Below are 23,227 nucleotides of genomic sequence, written 5' to 3'. Positions count from 1 at the left end.
TATACACAAGTTCTCCGGGTGATCAGAAAAGTATAAAAAGATACAGCTATTAGTTTATCACAAAGATACCATTTTTACATCATAAAGCTTTTGTAAAGTCTTTAAAATGCCATATTTGGCATGAGGCCAGGTAAGTCCTCCCTGGAAAAATACTGAATAAGGCTCCTTTATAGGACCATCAGCCGAAAGTTCAATTGATGAACCCGATACAAATGCTCCTGCAGCCATAATAACCTGTGCATCATATCCCGGCATATCCCAAGGCTCCGGTGTGACAAAAGAATCTACCGGCGCAGCGGCCTGAATGCCTTCACAAAAAGCAATAACTCCCTCAGGTTTACCAAAAGTCACAGCCTGAATAATATCAAACCTGTCTTCACTACCGTTTGGACATACATCAAACCCAAGTTTTTCATATATATTAGCTGCAAAAATTGCACCCTTAAGCGCAGAAGCTGTTACTGTAGGAGCAAGGAAAAATCCCTGATAAAACTGAGGAAGTATTCCAAGGGAAGCTCCAACCTCTTTTCCAAGTCCCGGTGAAGTTAGTCTGAATGCAGCATTTTCAACACATTCTTTTTTACCTGCAATGTATCCGCCAATTGGAGCAAGTCCACCGCCGGGATTCTTAATAAGAGATCCCACAACCATATCGGCACCAAGGTCTGTAGGCTCAATTCTCTCTACAAACTCACCGTAACAGTTATCAACCATACAGATAACGTCACTCTTTATATTCTTTATGAAGCTTATAAGTTCACCTATTCTTTCAACGGAAAGAGTCGGTCTTGTCTGATAGCCCTTTGACCTTTGAATAGTCACAAGCCTAATGTTGTCATTTGCAAGAAGAACTTTTTTAATATTATCAAAGTCAAAACTGCCATCCGGTAAAAGATCCACCTGCGAATATGAAACGCCATATTCTGCAAGAGAACCTTTAGACGGTCTGATTCCTATTACCTCTTCGAGTGTGTCATAGGGCTTTCCGACAGGTGAAAAAAGCATGTCACCGGGGCGAAGATTACTCATAAGAGCAAGCGCCAGAGCATGCGTTCCACAAGTTATCTGAGGCCTTACAAGTGCATCCTCTGTGTGGAATACCGATGCATAAACAGCTTCAAGCTTTTCTCTTCCCATGTCATTATAGCCATAGCCTGTAGTACCTAAAAGACAAGCCTCACTTACATTATTGTCCTGCATAGCCTTTAGGACTTTAAGCTGATTATATTCAGCTGTTTCATCTATAGTCTTAAACCTCGCCTCAAGGTCTTTACAAATTTTTTCTCCAAATTCATAAACTTCCTTGGAAATACCAAGTGATTCGTACATATTACTATTCATTTCCATAAATCCTAATTATCTCTTTCAATATTAAATCATCATCATGGCCAAACTTTTCTTTATCAAGCCATATTACATCTCTTTCACGTCTAAACCAGGTTAACTGCCTTTTTGCAAAATGTCTGGTATTAAGTTTGATAAGATAAATTGCTCTTTCAAGATCATAATCACCATTTATGTATCCGATCATTTCCCTGTATCCTAAACTTTGCATAGATGTTGCAGTCATCGGAATGTTCAATTTAACAAGTTTTCTGACTTCCTGTTCAAGACCATCATCAATCATCTTATCAACGCGAGCGTCTATGCGTGAGTATAACGCTTTTCTATCATCTGTCAAAACAAAATACTTAAAGTCATAAGGAGAGTCGTTACTGCTTTGTTCTTTATTGTGATCTGATATTTTTTTTCCTGTTTTCTTGTAATACTCAAGTGCTCTTATTACACGTTTTGAGTTATTCTCATGAATAACCTTCGCCGACTCAGGATCAACGCTTTTAAGCTCTTCAAAAAGTTCATGAGCCTCACCATTTTCAACTCTTTTTTCAAGTTCTTTTCTATAGGAATCATCCTCATCGGTCTCTGTAAAATCAATATCACGGAGAACCGCCTGAATATAAAAGCCGGTACCTCCCACCATAATCGGAACTTTTCCTCTGCTTGAAATATCATCGATCGCTTCTTTTACCAATTTCTGAAATAAAAAGACATTAAAATCCTCTTTCGGGTCAAGAAAATCAATCAAATGATGTCTGACACCTCCCGTTTTTTCGGGAGATATCTTGTCAGTACCAATGTTCATATACTTATATACCTGCATAGAATCAGCGGAGATAATCTCTCCGCCGATAGCTTTTGCAAGTTCAATTGATAGTTTTGATTTTCCAACAGCTGTTGGCCCGGTCAAAATAACAAGCTTTTGTTTACTCATTCAACTACCCGCTTAAATTTCTTGTCAATTTCGTATTTTGACATTGATATTATGGTTGGTCTGCCGTGAGGACAATTATATGGATTATCCAAGGTTAAAAGCTCATCCAAAAGAGCCTCCAACTCCTGCCTGCTCATTTTTGTGTTGCCCTTAACAGAAGCCTTGCAGGCCATACTTGCAATCTTATAATTTATTACATCAGGTGTTCTGTCAAGGTTTGTTTCATGGGACAATTCGTCAAGAATTTCAATGAACATTTCTTTTTCACTGTCACACCCGAAAAGATCAATGGGAATTGCCCTCATGGCATATTCATGTCCGCCAAAGTTCTCTATATTAAATCCAAGTTTTTCAAAATACTGTCTGTATTTAATAAACAACTCTTCCTCAGCAGCCGAAAGTGAGATTATAACAGGAGGATTTACCATCTGAGAAAGTTGCTCTCCTGCCTTGTATCTCTTCATCATACGCTCGTAGTTAACCTTTTCATGAGCAGCGTGCTGATCCATAAGGAATATTTTATCCTTAAAGCCTATAATCCAGTAAGTCCCAAAAATCTGTCCAATAATCTCATATTCTTTTACATTCTCTCTTGAAAGAACTTTTTCATCAAAAAGATTTAATTGAACAGGTTTTTCTACGATTACAGCTTCATCCTGCTTAATGATTGGTGAGGGCTTTTCAGCTTCCTTGGCCTTTGAACCGTCTGAATCTCCAAATATTCTGGTCCATACAGCTGATTTATTGGAATCCTCTATCTTAATCGGCTCTGCCTTTACTCCGGTAGCAAATACAGGTTCATCCTCTTTTAGACGATTTTCCTCAAAACGAATTTTTTCAAATGGCTGAGGTGCAATGCTCTTTTGAGGCTTGTCATTATCTTCAAAATCACTTATAACTTCAGTATTACTTGAATTTGATCCGTTTCCTGACACGTTACCTTCATTAACTACTTCCTCTGTCTTTTTCTTTACAGGTTCATCCTCACCAAGAAGTGCATCAGGTATCATTTCCTTATTTCGCAGAGTCGTTTCCACATTCTGCCTGATAAACTCATAAAGAGCAGGTTGATTGCCAAATCTGACTTCAAGCTTTGCAGGATGTACATTTACATCAACCATCGAAGGGTCAAGTCTTAAATGCAAAACCGCAAAAGGAAACTTATGCATCATCAGATACTGCTTGTAACCTTCTTCAAGAGCTTTTGACATCACCTTGTCTTTAACATATCTGCCATTTACAAAGAATATCTCGAAGTTTCTGTTAGACCTGTTGATGGAAGGCTCTCCGAGATACCCTTCAAGAGTATATCCGTTTTCTGATACATTTATAGGAACGAGACTTACAGAAATATCTCTGCCGTAAATACGATAGATGATTTCTTTAAGATCCCCGTTACCGGTAGTAGAAAACTTATCTTCTTTATTATTTATATAGTGAAAAGAAACCGTCGGATTATCCAGTGCAAGATGCTCCATTACATCTCCGATATAGCTTCCTTCAGTCTGAGGAGTCTTTAGAAACTTTTTTCTGGCAGGAGTATTGTAGAATAAATTTCTTACAATAAGGGACGTTCCGTCCGGAGCTCCTATCTCTTCAAATGCCACCTCTTCTCCACCGTTTATGGTATATCTGGTTCCGGTAAGATCATCAGCTGTCTTGGTTATCATATCGACCTGCGCAACAGACGAAATACTTGAAAGAGCCTCACCTCTAAAGCCAAGAGAATGAATGGTAAAAAGATCATCAATACAAGTAAGCTTACTTGTTGCATGTCTTTTAAAAGCTTTACGAATCTGACTTTTTTCAATTCCGCTTCCGTTATCCGTTACACGGATCATGTCAATTCCGCCGCCTTTTATCTCAACAGTAATAGCATTGGCACCACTGTCTATAGCATTCTCAACCAGCTCCTTTACAACACTTGCCGGTCTTTCAACTACTTCTCCTGCAGCAATCTGATCTATAGTATTTTTGTCCAGTTCGTTAATAAAAGCCATTTAGTTTTTCCACCTGTTTTTCAAATCACTCTGAAGCTTATAAAGCGTATTAAGTGCATCCATGGGAGTAAGTGTCGTTATATCTATTTCCTGAAGCCTCTTTAGTACATCTTCGTCGGTAACGGTATCAAAAAGAGTCATCTGGTCTATATCAACGTCATCATAATGTTGTACTTTTACTTTTTTGTCATTTTTTGAATCTCTGGCTATACTCTGAACCTTCTCAGTAATGTCATTGTCAGTAAGTTCAGCTACTATCTCTTTGGCTCGGTCAATTACCATATCAGGCACTCCCGCAAGCTTGGCAACCTGAATACCATAGCTCTTGTCAGCACCGCCCTTTATTATTTTTCTCAAAAAGACAATGTCATCACCATTTTCTTTAACAGCTATGCAATAGTTGTTTACGTTGTCCATTTTACCTTCAAGTTCGGTAAGCTCATGATAGTGAGTTGCAAATAATGTTTTGGCACCAAGGATTTTCCTGTTACTGATATGTTCCGTAACTGCCCATGCTATAGCAAGACCGTCATAGGTTGAAGTTCCACGTCCAATCTCATCAAGTATCAAAAGTGAGTTGGGAGTCGCATTTCTTAAGATGTTAGCCACTTCATTCATCTCAACCATGAATGTTGACTGGCCGCTACCAAGATCATCCGAAGCTCCGACTCTTGTAAAGATTCTGTCAACAACGCATATGTCTGCTTTTTGCGCAGGAACAAAAGAACCGATCTGTGCCATTAAAACAATAAGTGCAGTCTGTCTCATGTAAGTTGACTTACCTGCCATATTAGGGCCTGTGATAATTGAGATACAATGCTTTTTATTATCAAGAAACGTATCATTTGAAATAAACATATCAGAAGAATCAAGCATTTTCTCAACTACCGGATGTCTTCCATCCTTAATATTGATAACACCCTTATCATTAAGACTTGGCTTAACATATCTGTTTTTTTCAGCAACAAAGGCCAGACTTGCATATACATCCAAGAGAGCTATCGCTTTGGCAGTGTCTTGAATCCTGCCGATTTCAAGTGCGATAGAATCCCTTATTTTGCAGAACATGTCATACTCCAAGTTATTGAGCTTATCTTGAGCATTAAGGATTGTGTCCTCCAATTCCTTTAACTTGGGAGTTGTGTAACGTTCACAGTTTGTAAGGGTTTGCTTTCGTATAAAGTAATCGGGAACCTTGTCTTTAAAAGAATTTGTAACTTCAAAAGAATATCCGAATACATTACTGTACTTTATTCTGAGGTTCTTAATTCCGGTATTTTCCTTTTCCTCTTCCTCCAACTGCGAAAGCCACTGTTTTCCATTCGTTCCGGCTTCTCTGAAGTGATCAATATCTTTATCAAAACCATCTTTAATTATGCCGCTTTCCTTTATTGCCAAAGGCGGCTCTTCAACTATTGCACTGTCAATAAGGTCATGAATATCAGTTAATGGATCGAGTTTTGAAGTTAATTCTTTAATCTCAGGATCAGACTGTATATCCATAAGAGCAGTTATTATTGCAGGAATCATCTTAATTGAATTCCTGAATGCCAAAAGGTCTCTTGGATTTGCAGTTTTAAAAACAATCTTTGACATAAGTCTTTCAAGATCGTAAACAGGATTTAGATATTCTCTGATTTCTTCTCTGGTAACTACATTTTTAACCAAAGTTCCTACAGCGCCCTGCCTTAACAAAATAACATTTTTATCTATAAGCGGCTGCTCTATAAAGCTTCTTAATGTTCTGGCGCCCATAGCTGTTTTGGTTTTGTCAAGAACCCACAGAAGTGTGCCTCTTTTCTGTTTATCCCTCATAGTTTCAACAAGCTCAAGATTTCTTCTTGTCGAACTGTCAAGAAGCATGTACTTGCTTGTCAGGTATGGATAGATATGAGTGATATTGGAAATATCCGACTTTTGCATGTCTGTCAGATACTGTAAAAGAGATCCCGCAGCCACGATACCATTTGGAAAATCATCTATCCCAAGTCCTATGAGTGAAGAAACCTTAAAGTGCTTAAGTAAGAGTCTTTTACAGGAATCCTCATCATAATATCTGGAATCCAGAGGATTAACATATACTTCTAATCTGTTCTTTAAATCGTTTATATCAATTCCTGAAAATGTAAATGCTTCATTGCAGATAATCTCTGAAGGCATATATTTTACAATTTCATCGGTACATGCACGAAGCGAATCTACTTCCGTCAGAAAATAATCGCCTGTAGTCACATCGGCAATCGATATTCCTATATTATCGGGAGAATAAAGAACACTCATGATATAGTTATTCTTGGACTCCTCCAAAGCCTGCATATTAAGATTTGTTCCCGGAGTTACGATTCTTGTTACATCTCTTTTTACTATTCCTTTAGCAAGCTTTGGATCCTCTGTCTGCTCACAGATAGCAACCTTATATCCTCTTGACACAAGCTTTGTTAAATAAGAATCTACAGCATGGAATGGAACTCCGCACATGGGAGCCCTTTCCTCCAGACCGCACGCCTTACCTGTAAGTGTCAGTTCAAGTTCTTTTGAAGCAACCTTCGCATCATCAAAAAAGAGTTCATAAAAATCACCCAGTCTGTAAAACAAGATGCAGTCCTTATACTCCATTTTTGTCTGTAAATAGTGCTGCATCATAGGTGAAACTTTTTCTATATCTACATTTTCAAACATGGTAGTGTTCTCCACGTTTATATCCCCATTTCTTTTTATTCGTTGTGCAATGATGCAGTTTTTTGTTCGTGCGTAGTCATTTTGCGGACGCTTTCGCTCCGTTGTGCTTCGTAGCGGTACTAGCTCATAAAAAACATTCGCAAGTACCGACGAGCACAAAGGCTCGCAAAATCGCCTACGCACTTAGCACAAAACTGCAGCCATAGTAATCGTTTAAACAGTATGTCCCATGAAGTAGAAGCCCTTGCATTCATCGAGACTCACATCAACAAATGATCCGATAAGTGATTCATCTCCTGGGAAATGAACCAACGTATTGTTCGAAAGTCTACCTGTCATAAGAGAGTTGTCCTGCTCGTTAACACTTTCAACTAAAACCTTATCTATTTTGCCTGTCATCTTCTCGGACTGCTTTCTTGCAGTTTCCTGAACCACCTTAAGGAGTTTGTCGAAGTTTTTCTTTACCTCTTCCTCCGGAACCTGATTTTCAAAGGAGGCAGCAGGTGTCCCTGTACGCTTTGAATAAATGAAAGTAAATGCATTATCAAAAGCAGCCTTTTTTACTACGTCAATCGTATCGTCAACATCACTTTCCGTTTCACCGGGGAAACCAACGATAATATCTGTGGTAATTGAAACATCAGGAAGCATTTTATGAATCTTATCTACCAGTTCAAGATAGCTTTCCTTGGTGTATTTTCTGTTCATCCTGCGAAGAATTTCAGTATTTCCGGACTGCAAAGGCAAATGAATGTGTCTGGCAATCTTAGGATTTCTTGCTATTGTCTCAAGAAGTTCATCCGAAAAATCCTTTGGATGAGGAGTCATAAATCTAACTCTTTCAATTCCCTTAACCTTGGAAACTTCCTCCAAAAGTTCAGGGAAAGAAATTCTGTTTGAATCACCTTCCTTAAAGTCAAGACCGTAAGAATTGACGTTCTGACCAAGGAGCATTACTTCTTTAACGCCATCTGCTGCAAGCTTTTCACATTCTCTTATGATATCTTTGGGATTTCTGGAGCGCTCTCTTCCCCTTACATAAGGAACAATACAGTATGTGCAGAAATTATTGCAGCCGAACATAATGTTCACACCTGACTTAAATGGATACTTCCTAAATACAGGTAAATCCTCAACGATCTTGTCTGTCTCTTTCCAGATATCAATTATCATTCTGTCAGAAACAAGGCTGGTACATAAAAGTTCTGCAAACTTGTATATATTATGTGTTCCGAAAATAAGATCAACAAATCTGTAGCTCTTTTTAATCTTCTCAACAGCGCTCGCTTCCTGCATAAGACATCCACATATAGCAATCTTCATATGTGGATTTTTCTTTTTGTGACTTCCGCAGGATCCGAGCCTTCCATATACTCTCTGATCAGCATTATCTCTGACTGTGCAGGTATTATATAAAACAAAGTCAGCTTCTTCTGAATCAGTTTCTTCATATCCTACAAGTTTTAATATTGCCAAAAGCTTCTCGGAATCTCTTGCATTCATCTGACAGCCAAAGGTTACAACACATGCCTTAGGAGTTCTTCCAAGTTCCTCTTTAAGGTCTGCAACATACTTTTTCGCTTCTTCAATAAAGCCTAGCTGTTTTAAGCTTTCAGCGTCGCTTACTTCTTCTTTACTTGCATTTAATATATTTATTTCTTTATTTAATTCCATTACTTATAACTCTTTCCGTACTCGTTAACAATTCCAAGGAGAATATCTACAGTTTTTCTCATTTCCTGAACTGAAGCATATTCATATTTGCCGTGATAGTTGTAACCACCTGTACAAAGGTTTGGACATGGAAGCCCTTTGTAAGAGAGGCTCGCTCCGTCTGTGCCACCTCTTATCGGGAATTCAAGAGGTGTTACACCGATATCCGTCATGGCCTTTTTTGCATTTTCAATAAGGTGCATATGAGGTCTGATTTTTTCAATCATGTTCTTATACTGATCTCTCACTTTTACTTCAACTGTTCCTACACCGTACTTTTTATTAAGGTACTCAGCCGCAGAGACAAACAACTGCTTTTTCTTTTCAAACAGCTGTTCATCATGGTCACGGATAATATAACTTGCACTGGCTTTTTCAGTAGAGCCGCTGACTTCAGTCAGGTGGAAAAATCCCTCTCTGCCCTGCGTATACATTGGATTCATCTGAACAGGTAAAAGAGAATGGAACTCATAGCAGATAAGTGAAGCATTAACCATTTTGTCTTTTGCATCACCGGGATGAACACTTCTGCCATTTACAAAAATCTTCCCTTCAGCTGCATTGAAATTCTCATACTCAAGATCCCCAAGCTTACCTCCATCTACTGTATAAGCAAACTTCGCACCGAACCTTTCAATATCAAAATAAGCTGTACCCTCACCTATTTCTTCATCGGGAGTAAAGGCTATCTTAATATCTCCGTGAGGAATGTCAGGATTGGTTAAAAGAGTCTCAGCCATTGTCATAATCTCAGCTATTCCTGCTTTATCATCAGCTCCGAGAAGAGTTGTTCCATCTGTAACAATAAGTGTCTCGCCAACATGATTTTTAAGCTCTGGAAAATCTGAAGGAGAAAGCACAACGCCAAGTTCTTTATTAAGAACTATATCTCCGCCGTCATAATTTTCAACCTGTCTCGGATTTACATCCTTGCCGCTGACTTCATCGGATGTGTCCATGTGGGAAATAAATCCGATTGCAGGTCTTTCAATTCCATCATTTATATTTGAAGGAATTGATGCATATACATAGCAGTGTTCTTCATCATAATAAATATCAGAAGCGCCGATCTCACCCAGCTCTTTTACCAAAAACTTTGCAAGCTCATGCTGCTTCATGGTAGAAGGTGAAGTTCCTGTTGTATCATCAGACTGAGTGTCAAATTTGACATAATTTAAAAATTTAGAAATAACATCAGGTTTATTCATTTTCTTTTTGACTTCCTTTTACTTTTATTATCAGGATCAGATTCGCTGACATAGATTCGAACCGATCTCTCACTCATTTTTTCTACTGCTTCCTTTTTGCCGGCATGTTCCTCTATTCTTGATGCACTTTCTGTGTCAGAAATCATTTTCCATCTAAGGCCATCCGGCAATTTGGGAAGAGCTATTTCCTCCTGTGTCCAGTGCATATTATAACAGACATAGATAAAAGGACTGTTTTTATCTTCTTTATCATATTTACCGCAATAAAGCATTCCAAGAATATGACTGTGACCGGTAAAATCCGGTCTCCAGGCCTCTCTTCCGTGACAGGAAAGATCAGGATAACCGCAGGTAATGTAATCCATCAGTTTAAAAGGCTCGCTTTGATGAAGTATTCTGTGTTCAAATCGCAGGTTGACAAGGAATTTAAAGTAATCAAATATTTCAGCATTTTTTTCAAGCGCCTTCCAATCTACCCATCCCGTTTCATTGTCCTGACAATAAGGATTATTATTGCCGCCCTGTGAAGAACAGAATTCATCTCCGCTAAATATCATAGGTGTACCCTGTGCCAAAAAAAGCATTGTCAAAATATTTTTTATCTGCTTTTTCCTAAGTTCTAAAATACTGTGTTTTCTTGTACGCCCTTCTATTCCACAGTTCCAACTGAGGTTATTGTCTGTGCCGTCCTTATTGTTTTCGCCGTTTTCCTCATTGTGCTTGTGTTCATAGCTAACAAGGTCAGACAGTCTGAAACCTTCATAGTCACACACGTAGTTTATGACACCGTGACTTAGTGAACCTGTTATCATACCATGAAGAAAATCACCCGCAGAATTATCGTCACTTTTTAAAAACCTTCTGCTGGAATACAAAAAGGCGTTATTGTAGGTTGCCAGATATTTTTTTGAAACACCGGCCTCTTCATCAAACCAGTCATACCACAGCTTGGCATCAGCAAAAAGGGGCTCTCTTTTTATCAGATTTATCGGTATTTTAGCACCTTTACAGTGGAATCCGTCAACATGGTACGAGCATCTCCAATACCTTAGTGCATCCAAAATAAGACTTTCGTTCTCATTTTCCTCGAAAAAGAACTGCATTATAACTTCCAATCCGTATTTATGCATTGTCTTTACGAAGAACTTAAACTCATTTTCAGCATCATCGGGATTGGCACAGTAGGCTGTTCTCGGCGCAAAATAATACCCCTTTTTATATCCCCAGAAATTAAGCTTGGGTTTTATGGAATTTCTGTTTGATATACTTCCGTCCTTTGAATATAAAAGATCTCCCACGGACTTGCCGCCTCTGACCTTAACTGATTCTATTTCATTCATTTCAACGGCAGGCATCAGTTCTACTGTAGTTACACCTATAGATTTCAGATAAGGAATCTTATCAATAATGCCTAAAAATGTTCCTCTATGGGCAGCAGGTACCATGCTGCCCGGAGATTTAGTAAAGCCTCTCACATGAAGAAGATATACAAAACTATCTTCATAAGGAATATCCGGAAAAGCATCATCCTCCCAGTTAAAAGAATATTCGGATGCCTTCAGTGTCGATCTGTTATCAAGCTTGGCCCTTATATCGGTATCAGGCACGTCCTTACCAAAGGTTTCAAGGCCTACAAGGTGCTTGGCATAGGAATCGCAAAAGAACTCGGAATCCGCAAAATAATTGTATGAAGCATATTCATCTATATCCTCAATTCCTTTGATCCTTGCCGCGTAAATAGAACCTCGTTTTACAGTTTCCGGCAGTTTTATCTTAAGGGCAGAATCCTTATCTCCGGAAATGCCTTTATAAAGGGCAAGTCCGCAGCTTTTTGCATTATCAAAAACTGTTCGTACCACAAGCGACTTGTCATAATCAATGTAGCAACCAAGTGGGTAAGGTTTTTCCTTAAGAATTTCAAGCTTTCTGGCCATTTTTTCTCCATTCTACATGTACAAATACATAAGCCATAATATTTTATCACAAAACTTCTCATACTGCACCCGGTCGTGCTATAATCTTGATATATTAAAACGAAAAGTTTTTTCAGGAGGATTATTAATGGAATTTTCTAAAATTGCCACAGACATGAATACCAAAATCGAAAACGACGAGCAGATGACAGTAGATGTGGAACTTGATGGAGGCAAAGTTGTTACTTGTGCAATTATCATTGTCCTTACTGTAAATTCAAAGGACTATATTGTTCTTCTTCCTCTCGATAAAAACGGACAAAACAATGACGGTAATGTTTGGTTTTATGAATTCATCTATAAAGGTGAGGATGAAGATCCGGAACTGGGATATATTAGTGATGATGCCGAATATGAAGCTGTTGCCGAGGCCTTTAATCTTTATCTTGACGATGTAGAGTTTGATGAACTCGTTGACCTTCCGGAAGAAGGACTTGATGGCTGATCTTTATATTTTTCCAGCCACTTATTTTTAATTGGTCTTAAAAACCTTGATGGGAGCACAGCGTTTTCTTTTGTTCCTGTTACATAACTTACCATGAGCGCCTTTTTTGCCCTTGTCATTGCCACATAGAGCATTCGGCGCTCTTCTTCTATCTGGTCTTCTGTAAATGTTCCCCTTGACGGGATTATTCCTTCATTTATATCCGGAATCCAAACCATATCAAATTCCAGTCCCTTAGATCCATGCATTGTAAGAAGTCTTACAAAGTTACCATTATTTCTTTTGGCACGAATTTTATCACCGTTTTTTTCTTTAAATGTATCTTCTATTTCCTTCAAAAACAGTTTTGTATCAGAGTATTTTCCGGCAAGGTTTTCAAACTCATCAATTTTATCTTTTTCTTTTGGAAACTCTTTTTCTATTCCGACTTCTTTTCTTAAATACCTTACAGAAAGTGCAGGCCTCATATGAGATATCATATTAATCTGTGAAAAGAGTTTACTTACCCTATCTTTCATTTTAGGATTGCTATCATAAAATCTCTTAACCGATAGCTCATTTACCTTCTCACATAAAACAGCTTCTCTTGATATATAACGAAGCGGTTTATTCATTATTTTATAAAAATACTCACGTTTTCTTTCTATGCAGGCAAATTTAAGATAATTTATCATTATCTTTACCGCTTCGGAATCAAGAAAACATTCAGAATATCCATCAAGGTTTGTAGGGATTCCGGATTCTTTAAGCACAGACGCTACGCCCATACATTCAGAATTAGTCCTGCATATAACAGCGATATTACCAATATTATCTATTTGCTTTAAAAGAAATTTCTTTATGGAGTTGTACTGTATTTCCTTTGTGGTAAACATAAGCGGCACAAAAACGCCGCTTCCGTTAGATATATCTGCCTTAAGATCCTTTAACAGTCTGTTTTTATTATCGCCAATCACTAAAAGAGCACTATTTAATATTTCTCGTCCGCATCTGTAGTTTATATTAAGATTATAGGTCTTTGAATTATATTCTTTGTACTCATCGGCAAACTCCAGCATAAACTGTGGTTTAGAGCCTCGAAAGCCATAAATGGACTGATCATCATCTCCGACAATAAAAAGATTCTTCTCATCCCCCAGCATAAGTTCAATGACCTTATATTGCATTTCATTTATATCCTGATACTCATCTATAAGGATAAACCGAAACCTCTTTCTGCACAGATCAAGCAGCGTCTCATCATTGCATAGAAGCTCATAACACAAAAGTATCATGTCATCAAAGTCTATTTTTTCAAATTCCTTTAATGCCCTTTTATACTTCTCAAATATCTCTTTAAAATGCTTAGAAAAGGCAAAACAGCTGTTGCAGTCATCACTCTTTAAAGAGCTGTTCTTAATTCTTGATATTTCAGATAGCACATTCTTACATATGTCAGTGTCTGAATCCATTTCCTCTTTTAGAAGCGGATCTTTTTCTGCAATAGAAAAAAGAATATTATAAATGATCTTTTGCTTAAAGCTTTCATTTGCAATTTCTAAGTGTTTGGAATTATAGTGACCAGAATTTTTGATTATCTGATAAAAGATAGAATGAAATGTTCCAAAAGTCACTTCCGGATAAGAACTATCCGTATTTTTCATGAATCGCTGCTGCATCTCTAAAGCAGCCGCTTTGGTAAAAGTAATTACCAGAATACTGGATGGTACAACGCCTCTTACTTCAATGAGATAGCGTATCCTCGAAACTATAACAAAGGTCTTTCCGCTACCGGGCCCTGCAAGTACCATTGCAGGGCCTTTGTAATGACTGATAGCCATCATCTGAGCGGAATTACCTTGAAAACTATTATTTTTCAAGTAATGCTATTCCTTCTTTAATTCTCTTAATTGACTCTTCTTTGCCAATAACTTCCATGAGCTCTGTAGCTCCGCAAGGAGTCATCTCTTTTCCTGAAAGAGCGATTCTTACTGGCCAGAGAACATATCCGTTCTTGTACTCGTGAGATTTAACAAAATCTGAAAGGCATGCATAAAGTGCATCATTTGTATAATCATCATGTGCTTCAAGAACAGGAAGAACTTCCTTAAGAACTTTTAGACTGCTTTCAGTATCAGTCTTCATTTTCTTATGGCAATAAATTGCTGTGTCATACTCCGGAACTTCGTTAAAGAAGTCAACCATTGGTGCAATATCAGGCCAGATCTCAATTCTAGTCTTAACCATATTGACGATTTTCTTAAGATCAAGATCCTTTGTGATAGCTTTCTCAAGATAAGGCTTTGCAAGCTCAAAGAATCTGTCATCATCCATTCTCTTTAAGTACTCGCCGTTCATCCATTTAAGCTTTGTATAATCAAATACTGCAGGAGATTTATTTATTCTCTTGTAGTCAAACTTTTTGATGAGGTCTTCAAGGCTCATGATCTCTTCATTATCCTCAGGAGACCAGCCAAGAAGTGCTACAAAGTTAACAACAGCCTCTGGTAAAAAGCCCTGCTCGATAAGATCTTCAAAAGATGAATGTCCTGATCTCTTTGAAAGTTTATGATGCTCTTCATCTGTAATAAGTGGGCAGTGAATGTACTTTGGTACTTCCCAGCCAAATGCATCATAAAGTCTGTTGTACTTAGGTGATGATGAAATGTACTCATTACCACGAACAACATGTGTGATTCCCATAAGATGATCATCTACAACATTAGCAAAGTTGTATGTTGGATATCCATCAGACTTAATGAGGATCATATCATCAAGCTCTTTATTCTCAACGGATACATCCCCGTAAAGCTCATCATGGAATGTAGTTGTTCCCTCTGTTGGGTTATTCTGTCTGATAACAAAAGGCTTACCCTCAGCAAGGTTCTTTTCAACTTCTTCTTTTGATAAGTGAAGACAATGCTTGTCATAAACACTGATCTCTTTTGTCTCACCATCAACTTCAATTTTCTGAACAAGACTCTTAAGTCTCTCTTCATCACAGAAACAATAATATGCCTCGCCCTTATCGATGAGTTCCTTGGCATACTGCATGTAAATGCCGGCCTTCTGTCTCTCGCTCTGAACATATGGTCCAACAGGTCCACCGATATCCGGACCCTCATCATGAATGAGACCAGTCTCCTTAAGTGTTCTGTAGATGATCTCTGTAGCGCCCTCTACAAAACGTTCCTGATCTGTATCCTCGATTCTTAATATATAGTCACCGCCTTCATGCTTAGAAATAAGATAAGCATAAAGAGCTGTTCTTAAATTTCCTACATGCATACGTCCCGTTGGGCTCGGTGCATATCTTGTACGAATCTTAACCATATCTGCTCCTATCTTCTTTATTAGATGTGCTTAAAATGACTATCTTTAAGCGCCTCTATATAGTAATATCACGTTTTTTATAACAAAACAACAAATGACATTCTATCATATAACATATTTTTTTCAAGCAATTGACATCCATGTATTTTAAATAGTTCAGCACTTAAATGATCACTTTCGAAGAAGCATTTACCTTGAATCTTTAAACTGTCAAATGTATACTAACTTTAAAATGATCAAGAGCTTAAATGGAGGAAAAATGGAGAAAGTTATTAAGATCAAATATTTAAATGACAAAATCGAAAAGCTTACATATATTGATGGAAAATCAGACTGGATCGATCTTAGAAGTGCTGAGGACGTAGACCTTAAAAAAGGTGAATTTCACCTTATTCCACTGGGCGTAGCCATGGAAATACCTGAAGGCTATGAAGCTCACATTGTACCAAGAAGTTCAACCTATAAGAATTTTGGTATCATTCAGTCAAATCATATGGGAGTAGTTGACCATTCCTATTGTGGCGACAATGATCAGTGGTTTATGGCCGCTATCGCCATGAGAGATACACATATTTCATTTAATGACAGAATCTGCCAATTCCGCATTATGGAAAATCAGCCAAAGATAATTTTTGATGAATGTGATCACCTTGGTAACTCTGATCGCGGAGGATTTGGAACAACAGGGAAACAGTAATAAAAAAATCACTCCAACCTCTTTTGGTTGTGAGTGATTTTTTATTTTTGTATTAAGCTATTGAAATTACCTTGTAATCCTCATCTTCTACAGCTTTTCTAAGGACATCTTCAGCAACTTCAGCAGAAAGATTAACAACTGCTTCACCTTTCTCATGGCTGACTTCAGCGTTTGTTACTCCATCAAGTGCTTCAAGAGCTTTCTTAACAGTTGCCTCACAATGTCCACACATCATTCCTTCAATTTTCATTGTCTTTGTCATAGTATTATTCCTCTTTTCTGAATTATTTAAATTAGAAGCTGAATCTGTTTTTTTGTCTTCAGCACTATTTACTTCTTTTATTTCCTTAATATCAAGATTTATAATTCTGTTTTTAATAGTCTTGTCTTTAGATGAATCTGTAATATCAAACAGGTTAAGTCTAAGTGCATTGGTTACCACAAAAAAGCTTGATAAACTCATTGCAGCAGCTCCGAACATAGGACTAAGTGACCATCCGAAAAGCTTAATATAACAGCCTGCCGCAAGTGGGATTCCGATAACATTGTAAAAGAATGCCCAGAACAAATTCTCATGAATGTTTTTAAGCGTCTGTCTTGATAGTCTGATTGCCCTTGAAACATCAAGGAGACTACTCTTCATAAGAACAACATCCGCCGCATCAATTGCAACATCCGTTCCGGCACCGATAGCAATACCTGTATCTGCTCGGGTAAGGGCGGGAGCATCATTTATACCATCTCCTACCATTGCAGTAATACCTCTTTCAGAAAGCTTTCCAACTATCTTTTCTTTCTCATCTGGAAGAACCTCTGCCACAATGTCATCAACACCGGCTTTTCCTCCAATAGCCTTTGAAGTCTTCTCATTATCGCCTGTAAGCATTACAACGCGGATTCCCATGTTTTTGAGTTCGTTTATGGCCTGAGCAGAATCTTCTTTTATAGTATCTGCAACAGCAATTATTCCAATAAGCTTACTGTCCTGAGAAAAATACAGAGGTGTTTTTCCTTCGGAGGCAAGGCCTTCAGCCTTTTGTAAAATCTCACCTTGAATTCTGGCGTATTTCTCAATAAAGTGTCTCTTTCCACCTCGTATAATTGATCCGTTTAAATTAGCCTCAAGTCCATTTCCAAACACGGCTCTAAAATCTGTTATCTCATCATCAAGCTCTACATGAAGATCATTAACATGCTTTACTATCGCCTTAGCCAAGGGGTGCTCACTTTTTGATTCGAGAAGACCTGCTATTTTTATGAGCTGATCGTCAAAACTTTCATACTTGCTGGCTGTATAACCGCTTTTATCAATGGAATCAACAGAAAAAACATCTGTAACTATTGGTTCACCCTTTGTAATTGTTCCGGTCTTATCAAGAGCAACAATCTGTGTCTTTCCAAGCATTTCAAGAGAAGCTGCCGTTTTAAACATAATACCGTTCTTGGCGCCAATACCGTTTCCAACCATAATTGCAACAGGAGTTGCAAGACCGAGAGCACAGGGACAACTGATTACCAGAACTGCAATACCTCTTGCAAGGGCATTACCAAACTCTGCCCCCAAAAGCAGCCAGACAAATATTGTTAAAAGAGCTATTCCAATAACTACAGGAACAAAAACCCCTGATACTCTGTCGGCAACCTTGGCAATTGGTGCCTTGGTTGATGCTGCATCGCTCACCATCTGAATGATCTGCGAAAGTGTTGTATCCCTTCCAACCCTTGTAGCCCTGCACTTTATAAAACCTGACTGGTTGATTGTTGCTGCAGATACTTCCATTCCAACAGTTTTATCAACAGGAATACTTTCACCTGTAAGAGCAGCTTCGTCAACAGAACTGCTTCCTTCTATAACAACTCCGTCCACAGGGATACTTTCGCCGGGTCTTACTACGAAAACAGTTCCAATTTGTACTGACTCAATAGAAACATTTTTTTCTTCGCCTGCTTCATCAATAATATTTGCAGTCTTAGGTGCAAGCTTCATAAGACTTTTTATGGCATCTGTTGTTCTACCTTTGCTAAGTGATTCAAGCATTTTCCCGACAGTAATAAGTGTGAGGATCATTGCTGCGGATTCAAAATAAAACTCATCCATATAGTGCATTACACCATCCATATAACCCTTAACCTGCGCATCAGTCATGAGAAACAAAGATGCAAGGCTATAGACAAAGGAAGCCGAACTTCCGAGAGCAACCAAAGTATCCATGTTGGCGCCGCCATGAAGAAGTCCCTTAAAACCACTTATAAAGAATTTTCTGTTTATGAACATAATAATAATTGTAAGAAGCATCTGAACAATGCCCATTGCCACATGGTTTCCATCAAAAAATGCAGGAAGTGGCCATCCAAACATCATATGTCCCATTGAGAAATACATAAGTACAATCAGGAAACCTATAGATGTAAGTAATCTCTTTTTTAAGATTGGAGTCTCAGTATCCTTTAATGCCTCCTCTTCCATGGCGAACATATTGTCAGCCGCGCCGCCGGCATTTAACTTTTCACTGCCTGCTATATCTGCCATTGACCTTGCTCCGTACCCGGCATTTTCAACAGCTTTTATAATATCTTCCTCATTTGCACTGCCCTCAACTCCCATTGAATTAGTAAGCAGATTAACATTACAGGAAGTAACTCCTTCAACATTACTTACAGCTTTTTCAACCCTTGCCTGGCAAGCTGCACAGCTCATGCCAGTAACAATATATTTTTCCATCCTTGTCACCTCATCATTTTTTGTAGTACATCCAAAAGTTCATCTACCGTCTCATCCTTACCGGCCTTTATGTCATTAGTAACACAAGTTTTTATATGATTGGATAAAAGAACTTTTGCAAAACTGTTAAGGGCTTTGTTTGCGGCAGCGACCTGAGTAAGAATATCCGTGCAATACGAGTTGTTTTCAACCATTCCCTCTATACCTCTGATCTGCCCTTCTATTCTTTTTAGCCTGTTTACCAGATCTTTGTACTCTTTTTCTTCCCTTATTTTCTTTTTTTCATCTTTGCCATCAGATGTACATTTTGGACAAGCCATAAAAACTCCTATCTTTTTCAAATAAAAAATGATTTTATAAAATTCATTTGTCAAAAACATATTATACCCCCAAGGGGTATATTGCAAGTGTTTTTTCAAAAAAAGAAGTTAGCTTAATTTTAAGTTACAGCTAACTTCTTTCACAAAATTCATCACATTTTATTATTGCTTTATCCTTTGATTCTTCGGTAAAGCTCCGCATTTGAATTGTATTTATAAGGGTTTACATAGAAAACTGCAAGAATTCCCAACGTACATGCGGATAATATATACCAGCCTATAAAAGAAAGATCATATACAAAGCAGTTCCACTTCTGACCTTTCATCATGGCTCTTGATGTCTTTAGAGCCTCAATCGGTGAAACAGACGGATTGTCAGCAAGAATATACGGAACCATTCTGTAAGAATACGACAGGATCAGTCCCGGTATTATAAAACAGATGCAGCCGATCGCAATAACAATGTCTCTGATAAATAATCCAAGTACAGAATTGATATAATTGTTTTTAAATGCATACAAAACTTCAGGAAGCTGTGCATTTGTATCCTGATTTACCAGGAAAAATCTGTTACAACCAACCTCTAAAGGATTAAATACAAAAAGATCTATAAGTTTTAAAACAAGTAAAACCACTCCTAAAATTCCGAGTACCACCAGCAATACAAGACCAAAATCAGGATTATTCGCAGCTTCTCCTGAAAGCTGGCTTTCTACTTCCCCCTGATTGCGACTTGCACTATAAGTTGCAGATGCAAAAAACAGGGAATAAATAAATGCAACTATAACCGACATCCAGTAATTTCTTTTAAAGCTTTCCTTACCCTTTTCCTTTACTTCACTTCGAGTCCACATAATAACTCCTCCTATAAGATTGTTTAATAAAAAAATTATAGTTTTTTTTATTAGTTGTAAAAAGCTAAAAGTTCGCAAATTAAATAGCTTTATTGTTCTATTATACGAATGTTTTGAAAATAAAATCACAAAATAGTGTGAATTTAATAATTATTTTATAATATTAAAAAAATTTGAACGGAATGCAGAATGAAATATTAATCGAAAAAAACTCATTGCATTTGTGAAATAAGATTTCGTTTTACCCTAAAAAAGTGCATTTTGGTGGTTGTTTTTTCGTTCATGCATGTTACTATGATGCTAAGAAACGGAATTCATAGTTATTTTGAATAAGGAGGTCACTTTATGAGCAGCGTAGGATCGGTAGGAAGTTATGGAACTTCATATTCACCATATTCAACGATAGCTAGTGGCGGAGCACTTCAGAGCGCAGCTCAGGACGCTTCCGGACTTGCTATAGAACAGAAAACTGAAGCTCAGACAAGAGGTTTGGATCAAGGCAGCGAAAATCTTGCAATGGGCAAATCAGCCTTAAACATAGAGGATAGTGCTCTTGAAGGGATTACAGATTATCTCCAGTCAATAAGAGAGCTGGCTGTACAGGCTCAGAACGGTCTTTTATCTGATGAAGACAAAGGATATATTCAACAGCAGATAAATCAGTATCTCGATGGTATAAATGATTTAGCAAACGGAACCACCTTTAACGAGATAAATCTTTTGGACGGCTCATCAGGAGACCTTACGATTGCAGCTGATGCTGAAGGTAGTACAGCTAATGTTTCGACCTATGACAGTACTGTTGCAAGTCTTGGTCTTGCGGGATTTGATGTAACCAGTGGTAATTTTAGTATTGATGATATAGATAATGCCTTGGAAATAGTAACAAGCAGCAGGGCAAATGTAGGTGCAGAGACAAATCGTATAGATTATGCATCCAGCTATAATTCAAAGGCATCTCTTGAACTTAACGGCTACGCAATGGATAAGAATGAAGACAGAGCCATTAATGCCCTTCAGGATTTAAAGAAAAAGCAGGCACTTGATCAGTATCAGATGATGCTGCAAAAGAAACAGCAAGATGACGCTGAAAAGCGTTCACAAATGTTTTTCGCATAATAAATGAATATTCGTTACGCGGCTTTGGTGGAGCATATCTCTATCTTGGCCGCGTTTTTATTTTACGATAACACGGATTGTTTCGTGCTTTGTAATTCATATTGTGTCATAAGGTCGCTCACCCACATTCAAGACAACTTGAAGCGGGTGATGACCTTTGACCTTAGTATCTCTTTACATTCAGTAATTTTTTTCTTACCCTCGGTTCTGCTTCTCCACAAGATGATCCCCGCAATACTTCTCTCGAAGCTTTGGTTTGTCAATCTTGCCTGTAGCATTTCTGATAACATGATCGAAAATAATCTTCCTTGGTCTTTTGTATCTTGGAAGATCAACGCAGAAAGCATCTACTTCTTCCTCTGTAAGAGTCATTCCCTCTTTTACCTGAATAATTGCTGCAGCAATTTCACCAAGACGCTGATCAGGAAGACCTATAACAGCTGCATCATGGATCTTGTCATTTTTCATGAGGAAGTTCTCAATCTGAACTGGGTACAGATTCTCACCACCTGAAATGATAACGTCCTTTTTACGATCTACAAGGAATATAAAGCCGTCCTCGTCCTGACGGGCCATATCACCTGTAAAGAGCCATCCGTTTTTAAGAATCTCAGCTGTTGCTTCAGGATTCTTGTAATAGCAGACCATAACACCCGGGCCTTTGACACAGAGCTCTCCGATCTCGCCCTGCTTAACAGGATTCCCCTCTTCATCAACAATCTTTGTTTTCCATCCGTAACCGGGAACTCCGATTGCACCGACCTTGTGAACATTTTCCATTCCCAGATGAACGCAGCCGGGACCTGTAGATTCTGAAAGTCCATAGTTGGTATCATATTTGTGATGTGGAAAATATTTAAGCCAATGCCTTACAAGACTCGGCGGAATAGGCTGAGCACCGATATGCATAAGGCGCCATTGAGAAAGCTTATAATCCTCAATTTTAAGCTTACCGCTGTCAAGAGCTGCCAGTATGTCCTGGGCCCACGGCACAAGGAGCCAAACGATTGTACACTGTTCCTCTGATACAGCACTGAAAATTGACTCCGGTGAATTGCCTTTTAAAAGAACTGCCTTACTTCCCGTATACAAAGAGCCAAACCAATGCATTTTTGCACCTGTATGGTAAAGCGGCGGTATGCATAGGAAATTATCTGCATGAGTAGTCTCGTGATGCACTGCTTCCATCTGCGCCGACTGCATAAGTGCAGTATGAATATGCAAAATAGCTTTCGGAAAGCCCGTAGTTCCTGATGAAAAGTAAATCGCAGCGTCATCCTTATCTTCTATCAAAACTCTCGGAGCCGTAGACGAACTGTTGGAAACCTGTTTATAGTAATCCTCAGCATATGAAGGACACTGATCTCCAACATAATACAGCAGCATTTCTTTTTTTATTTTTTCAGCAATATCTTCTATTCTTCCTATAAATTCAGGACCATAAAAAATAACATCGGAATCTGAAGCCTTAAGACAATAATCAATTTCCTCAGATGTAAATCTGAAGTTTAAAGGAACAGCCACAGCTCCGCTTTTTAATATTCCAAAATAAATAGGCAGCCATTCGAGACAGTTCATAAGTAGTATTGCGCACTTCTGTCCTTTTTTAATGCCCCTTTCCATGAGCATATTGGCTACTCTGTTAGCTTTTTCATCAAATACAGACCATGTGATCTGTCTTCTGTAATAGGAAGTGCTTGTGGGCTGAATAAGTTCATATTCCTTCCATGTTACTCGCTGCTCTTCCTTTATCTCAGGATTTATCTCTACAAGAGCAACTTCTTCCCCATATAACTTACTGTTTCTTTCAAGTAAATCTGTAATTGGCATTTTGTAATCCCCTTCTTGTGCACTTTAAAGCACTAAAGTAGATTATAAAGACATTTATGTAAAAGGTCAATACAGGCAGAATC

16 protein-coding genes are annotated in these 23,227 nt (G+C 38.1%); 3 read left to right on the top strand and 13 right to left on the bottom strand.

Annotated elements, in window-relative coordinates; translation table 11 throughout:
• Positions 1–57: 57 nt before the first annotated feature.
• The 7 genes from J6O61_RS03975 to J6O61_RS03945 all read right to left on the bottom strand — a co-directional run bounded on the left by J6O61_RS03975 (position 58) and on the right by J6O61_RS03945 (position 11,806).
• The gene (locus J6O61_RS03975) at positions 58–1,341 is read right to left on the bottom strand and encodes a methionine gamma-lyase family protein (protein ID WP_330613720.1); all 1,284 of its coding nucleotides are present in this window, start codon (positions 1,339–1,341) and stop codon (positions 58–60) included.
• Entirely contained in the window at positions 1,334–2,272 is a 939-nt protein-coding gene (gene miaA / locus J6O61_RS03970) for a tRNA (adenosine(37)-N6)-dimethylallyltransferase MiaA (RefSeq protein WP_292209892.1), read from the bottom strand. Before miaA ends, J6O61_RS03975 begins: the two co-directional genes overlap by 8 nt.
• On the bottom strand, positions 2,269–4,272 hold the full coding sequence (gene mutL, locus J6O61_RS03965) for a DNA mismatch repair endonuclease MutL (RefSeq protein WP_292209889.1): 2,004 nt from the start codon (positions 4,270–4,272) through the stop codon (positions 2,269–2,271). The genes miaA and mutL overlap by 4 nt, the downstream gene beginning before the upstream one ends.
• Positions 4,273–6,951: a DNA mismatch repair protein MutS gene (gene mutS / locus J6O61_RS03960; RefSeq protein ID WP_292209886.1), complete on the bottom strand. Its 2,679-nt coding sequence runs from the start codon at positions 6,949–6,951 to the stop codon at positions 4,273–4,275. It abuts the gene before it with no gap.
• A gap of 213 nt (positions 6,952–7,164) precedes the next feature.
• Positions 7,165–8,625, bottom strand: a complete 1,461-nt coding sequence (gene miaB / locus J6O61_RS03955) for a tRNA (N6-isopentenyl adenosine(37)-C2)-methylthiotransferase MiaB (protein WP_292209883.1) — start codon at positions 8,623–8,625, stop codon at positions 7,165–7,167.
• Complete coding sequence (gene pepT / locus J6O61_RS03950) at positions 8,625–9,872, bottom strand: peptidase T (RefSeq protein ID WP_292209880.1); 1,248 nt, start codon at positions 9,870–9,872, stop codon at positions 8,625–8,627. Before pepT ends, miaB begins: the two co-directional genes overlap by 1 nt.
• Complete coding sequence (locus J6O61_RS03945; RefSeq protein WP_292209877.1) at positions 9,869–11,806, bottom strand: hypothetical protein; 1,938 nt, start codon at positions 11,804–11,806, stop codon at positions 9,869–9,871. Before J6O61_RS03945 ends, pepT begins: the two co-directional genes overlap by 4 nt.
• A gap of 127 nt (positions 11,807–11,933) precedes the next feature.
• On the opposite strand from J6O61_RS03945, the gene J6O61_RS03940 reads away from it, so the two are divergent.
• On the top strand, positions 11,934–12,290 hold the full coding sequence (locus J6O61_RS03940; RefSeq protein ID WP_292209875.1) for a DUF1292 domain-containing protein: 357 nt from the start codon (positions 11,934–11,936) through the stop codon (positions 12,288–12,290).
• Here the strand turns inward: J6O61_RS03940 and J6O61_RS03935 are convergent.
• Both J6O61_RS03935 and gltX read right to left on the bottom strand, forming a co-directional pair.
• Positions 12,227–14,149, bottom strand: a complete 1,923-nt coding sequence (locus J6O61_RS03935; protein ID WP_292209872.1) for an ATP-dependent helicase — start codon at positions 14,147–14,149, stop codon at positions 12,227–12,229. The genes J6O61_RS03940 and J6O61_RS03935 overlap by 64 nt on opposite strands.
• Positions 14,139–15,602, bottom strand: coding sequence for a glutamate--tRNA ligase (gltX, locus tag J6O61_RS03930; RefSeq protein WP_292209869.1), 1,464 nt, complete (start codon positions 15,600–15,602; stop codon positions 14,139–14,141). Before gltX ends, J6O61_RS03935 begins: the two co-directional genes overlap by 11 nt.
• 259 nt (positions 15,603–15,861) lie before the next feature.
• On the opposite strand from gltX, the gene J6O61_RS03925 reads away from it, so the two are divergent.
• The gene (locus J6O61_RS03925; protein WP_292209867.1) at positions 15,862–16,299 is read left to right on the top strand and encodes a dUTP diphosphatase; all 438 of its coding nucleotides are present in this window, start codon (positions 15,862–15,864) and stop codon (positions 16,297–16,299) included.
• Positions 16,300–16,351: 52 nt separating this feature from the next.
• On the opposite strand, the gene J6O61_RS03920 is transcribed toward J6O61_RS03925, so the two are convergent.
• From J6O61_RS03920 to J6O61_RS03910, 3 genes are all read right to left on the bottom strand, one after another.
• Positions 16,352–19,021: a heavy metal translocating P-type ATPase gene (locus J6O61_RS03920; RefSeq protein ID WP_292209864.1), complete on the bottom strand. Its 2,670-nt coding sequence runs from the start codon at positions 19,019–19,021 to the stop codon at positions 16,352–16,354.
• 5 nt (positions 19,022–19,026) lie between these two features.
• Positions 19,027–19,341 carry a metal-sensing transcriptional repressor gene (locus J6O61_RS03915; RefSeq protein WP_292209861.1) on the bottom strand — a complete coding sequence of 105 codons (315 nt, stop codon included), beginning with the start codon at positions 19,339–19,341 and terminating at the stop codon, positions 19,027–19,029.
• 170 nt (positions 19,342–19,511) lie between these two features.
• The gene (locus J6O61_RS03910) at positions 19,512–20,324 is read right to left on the bottom strand and encodes a DUF975 family protein (RefSeq protein WP_292209860.1); all 813 of its coding nucleotides are present in this window, start codon (positions 20,322–20,324) and stop codon (positions 19,512–19,514) included.
• A gap of 216 nt (positions 20,325–20,540) precedes the next feature.
• Between J6O61_RS03910 and J6O61_RS03905 the strand changes: the two genes are divergently transcribed.
• Positions 20,541–21,314, top strand: a complete 774-nt coding sequence (locus tag J6O61_RS03905) for a flagellin (RefSeq protein ID WP_292209859.1) — start codon at positions 20,541–20,543, stop codon at positions 21,312–21,314.
• Positions 21,315–21,509: 195 nt separating this feature from the next.
• On the opposite strand, the gene J6O61_RS03900 is transcribed toward J6O61_RS03905, so the two are convergent.
• The gene (locus J6O61_RS03900; protein ID WP_292209856.1) at positions 21,510–23,144 is read right to left on the bottom strand and encodes a class I adenylate-forming enzyme family protein; all 1,635 of its coding nucleotides are present in this window, start codon (positions 23,142–23,144) and stop codon (positions 21,510–21,512) included.
• Positions 23,145–23,227: the final 83 nt, after the last annotated feature.

The organism is Butyrivibrio sp. (assembly GCF_017635265.1).
Lineage (GTDB): Bacteria > Bacillota > Clostridia > Lachnospirales > Lachnospiraceae > Butyrivibrio.
This window is presented reverse-complemented; position numbering and strand designations above follow the sequence as displayed.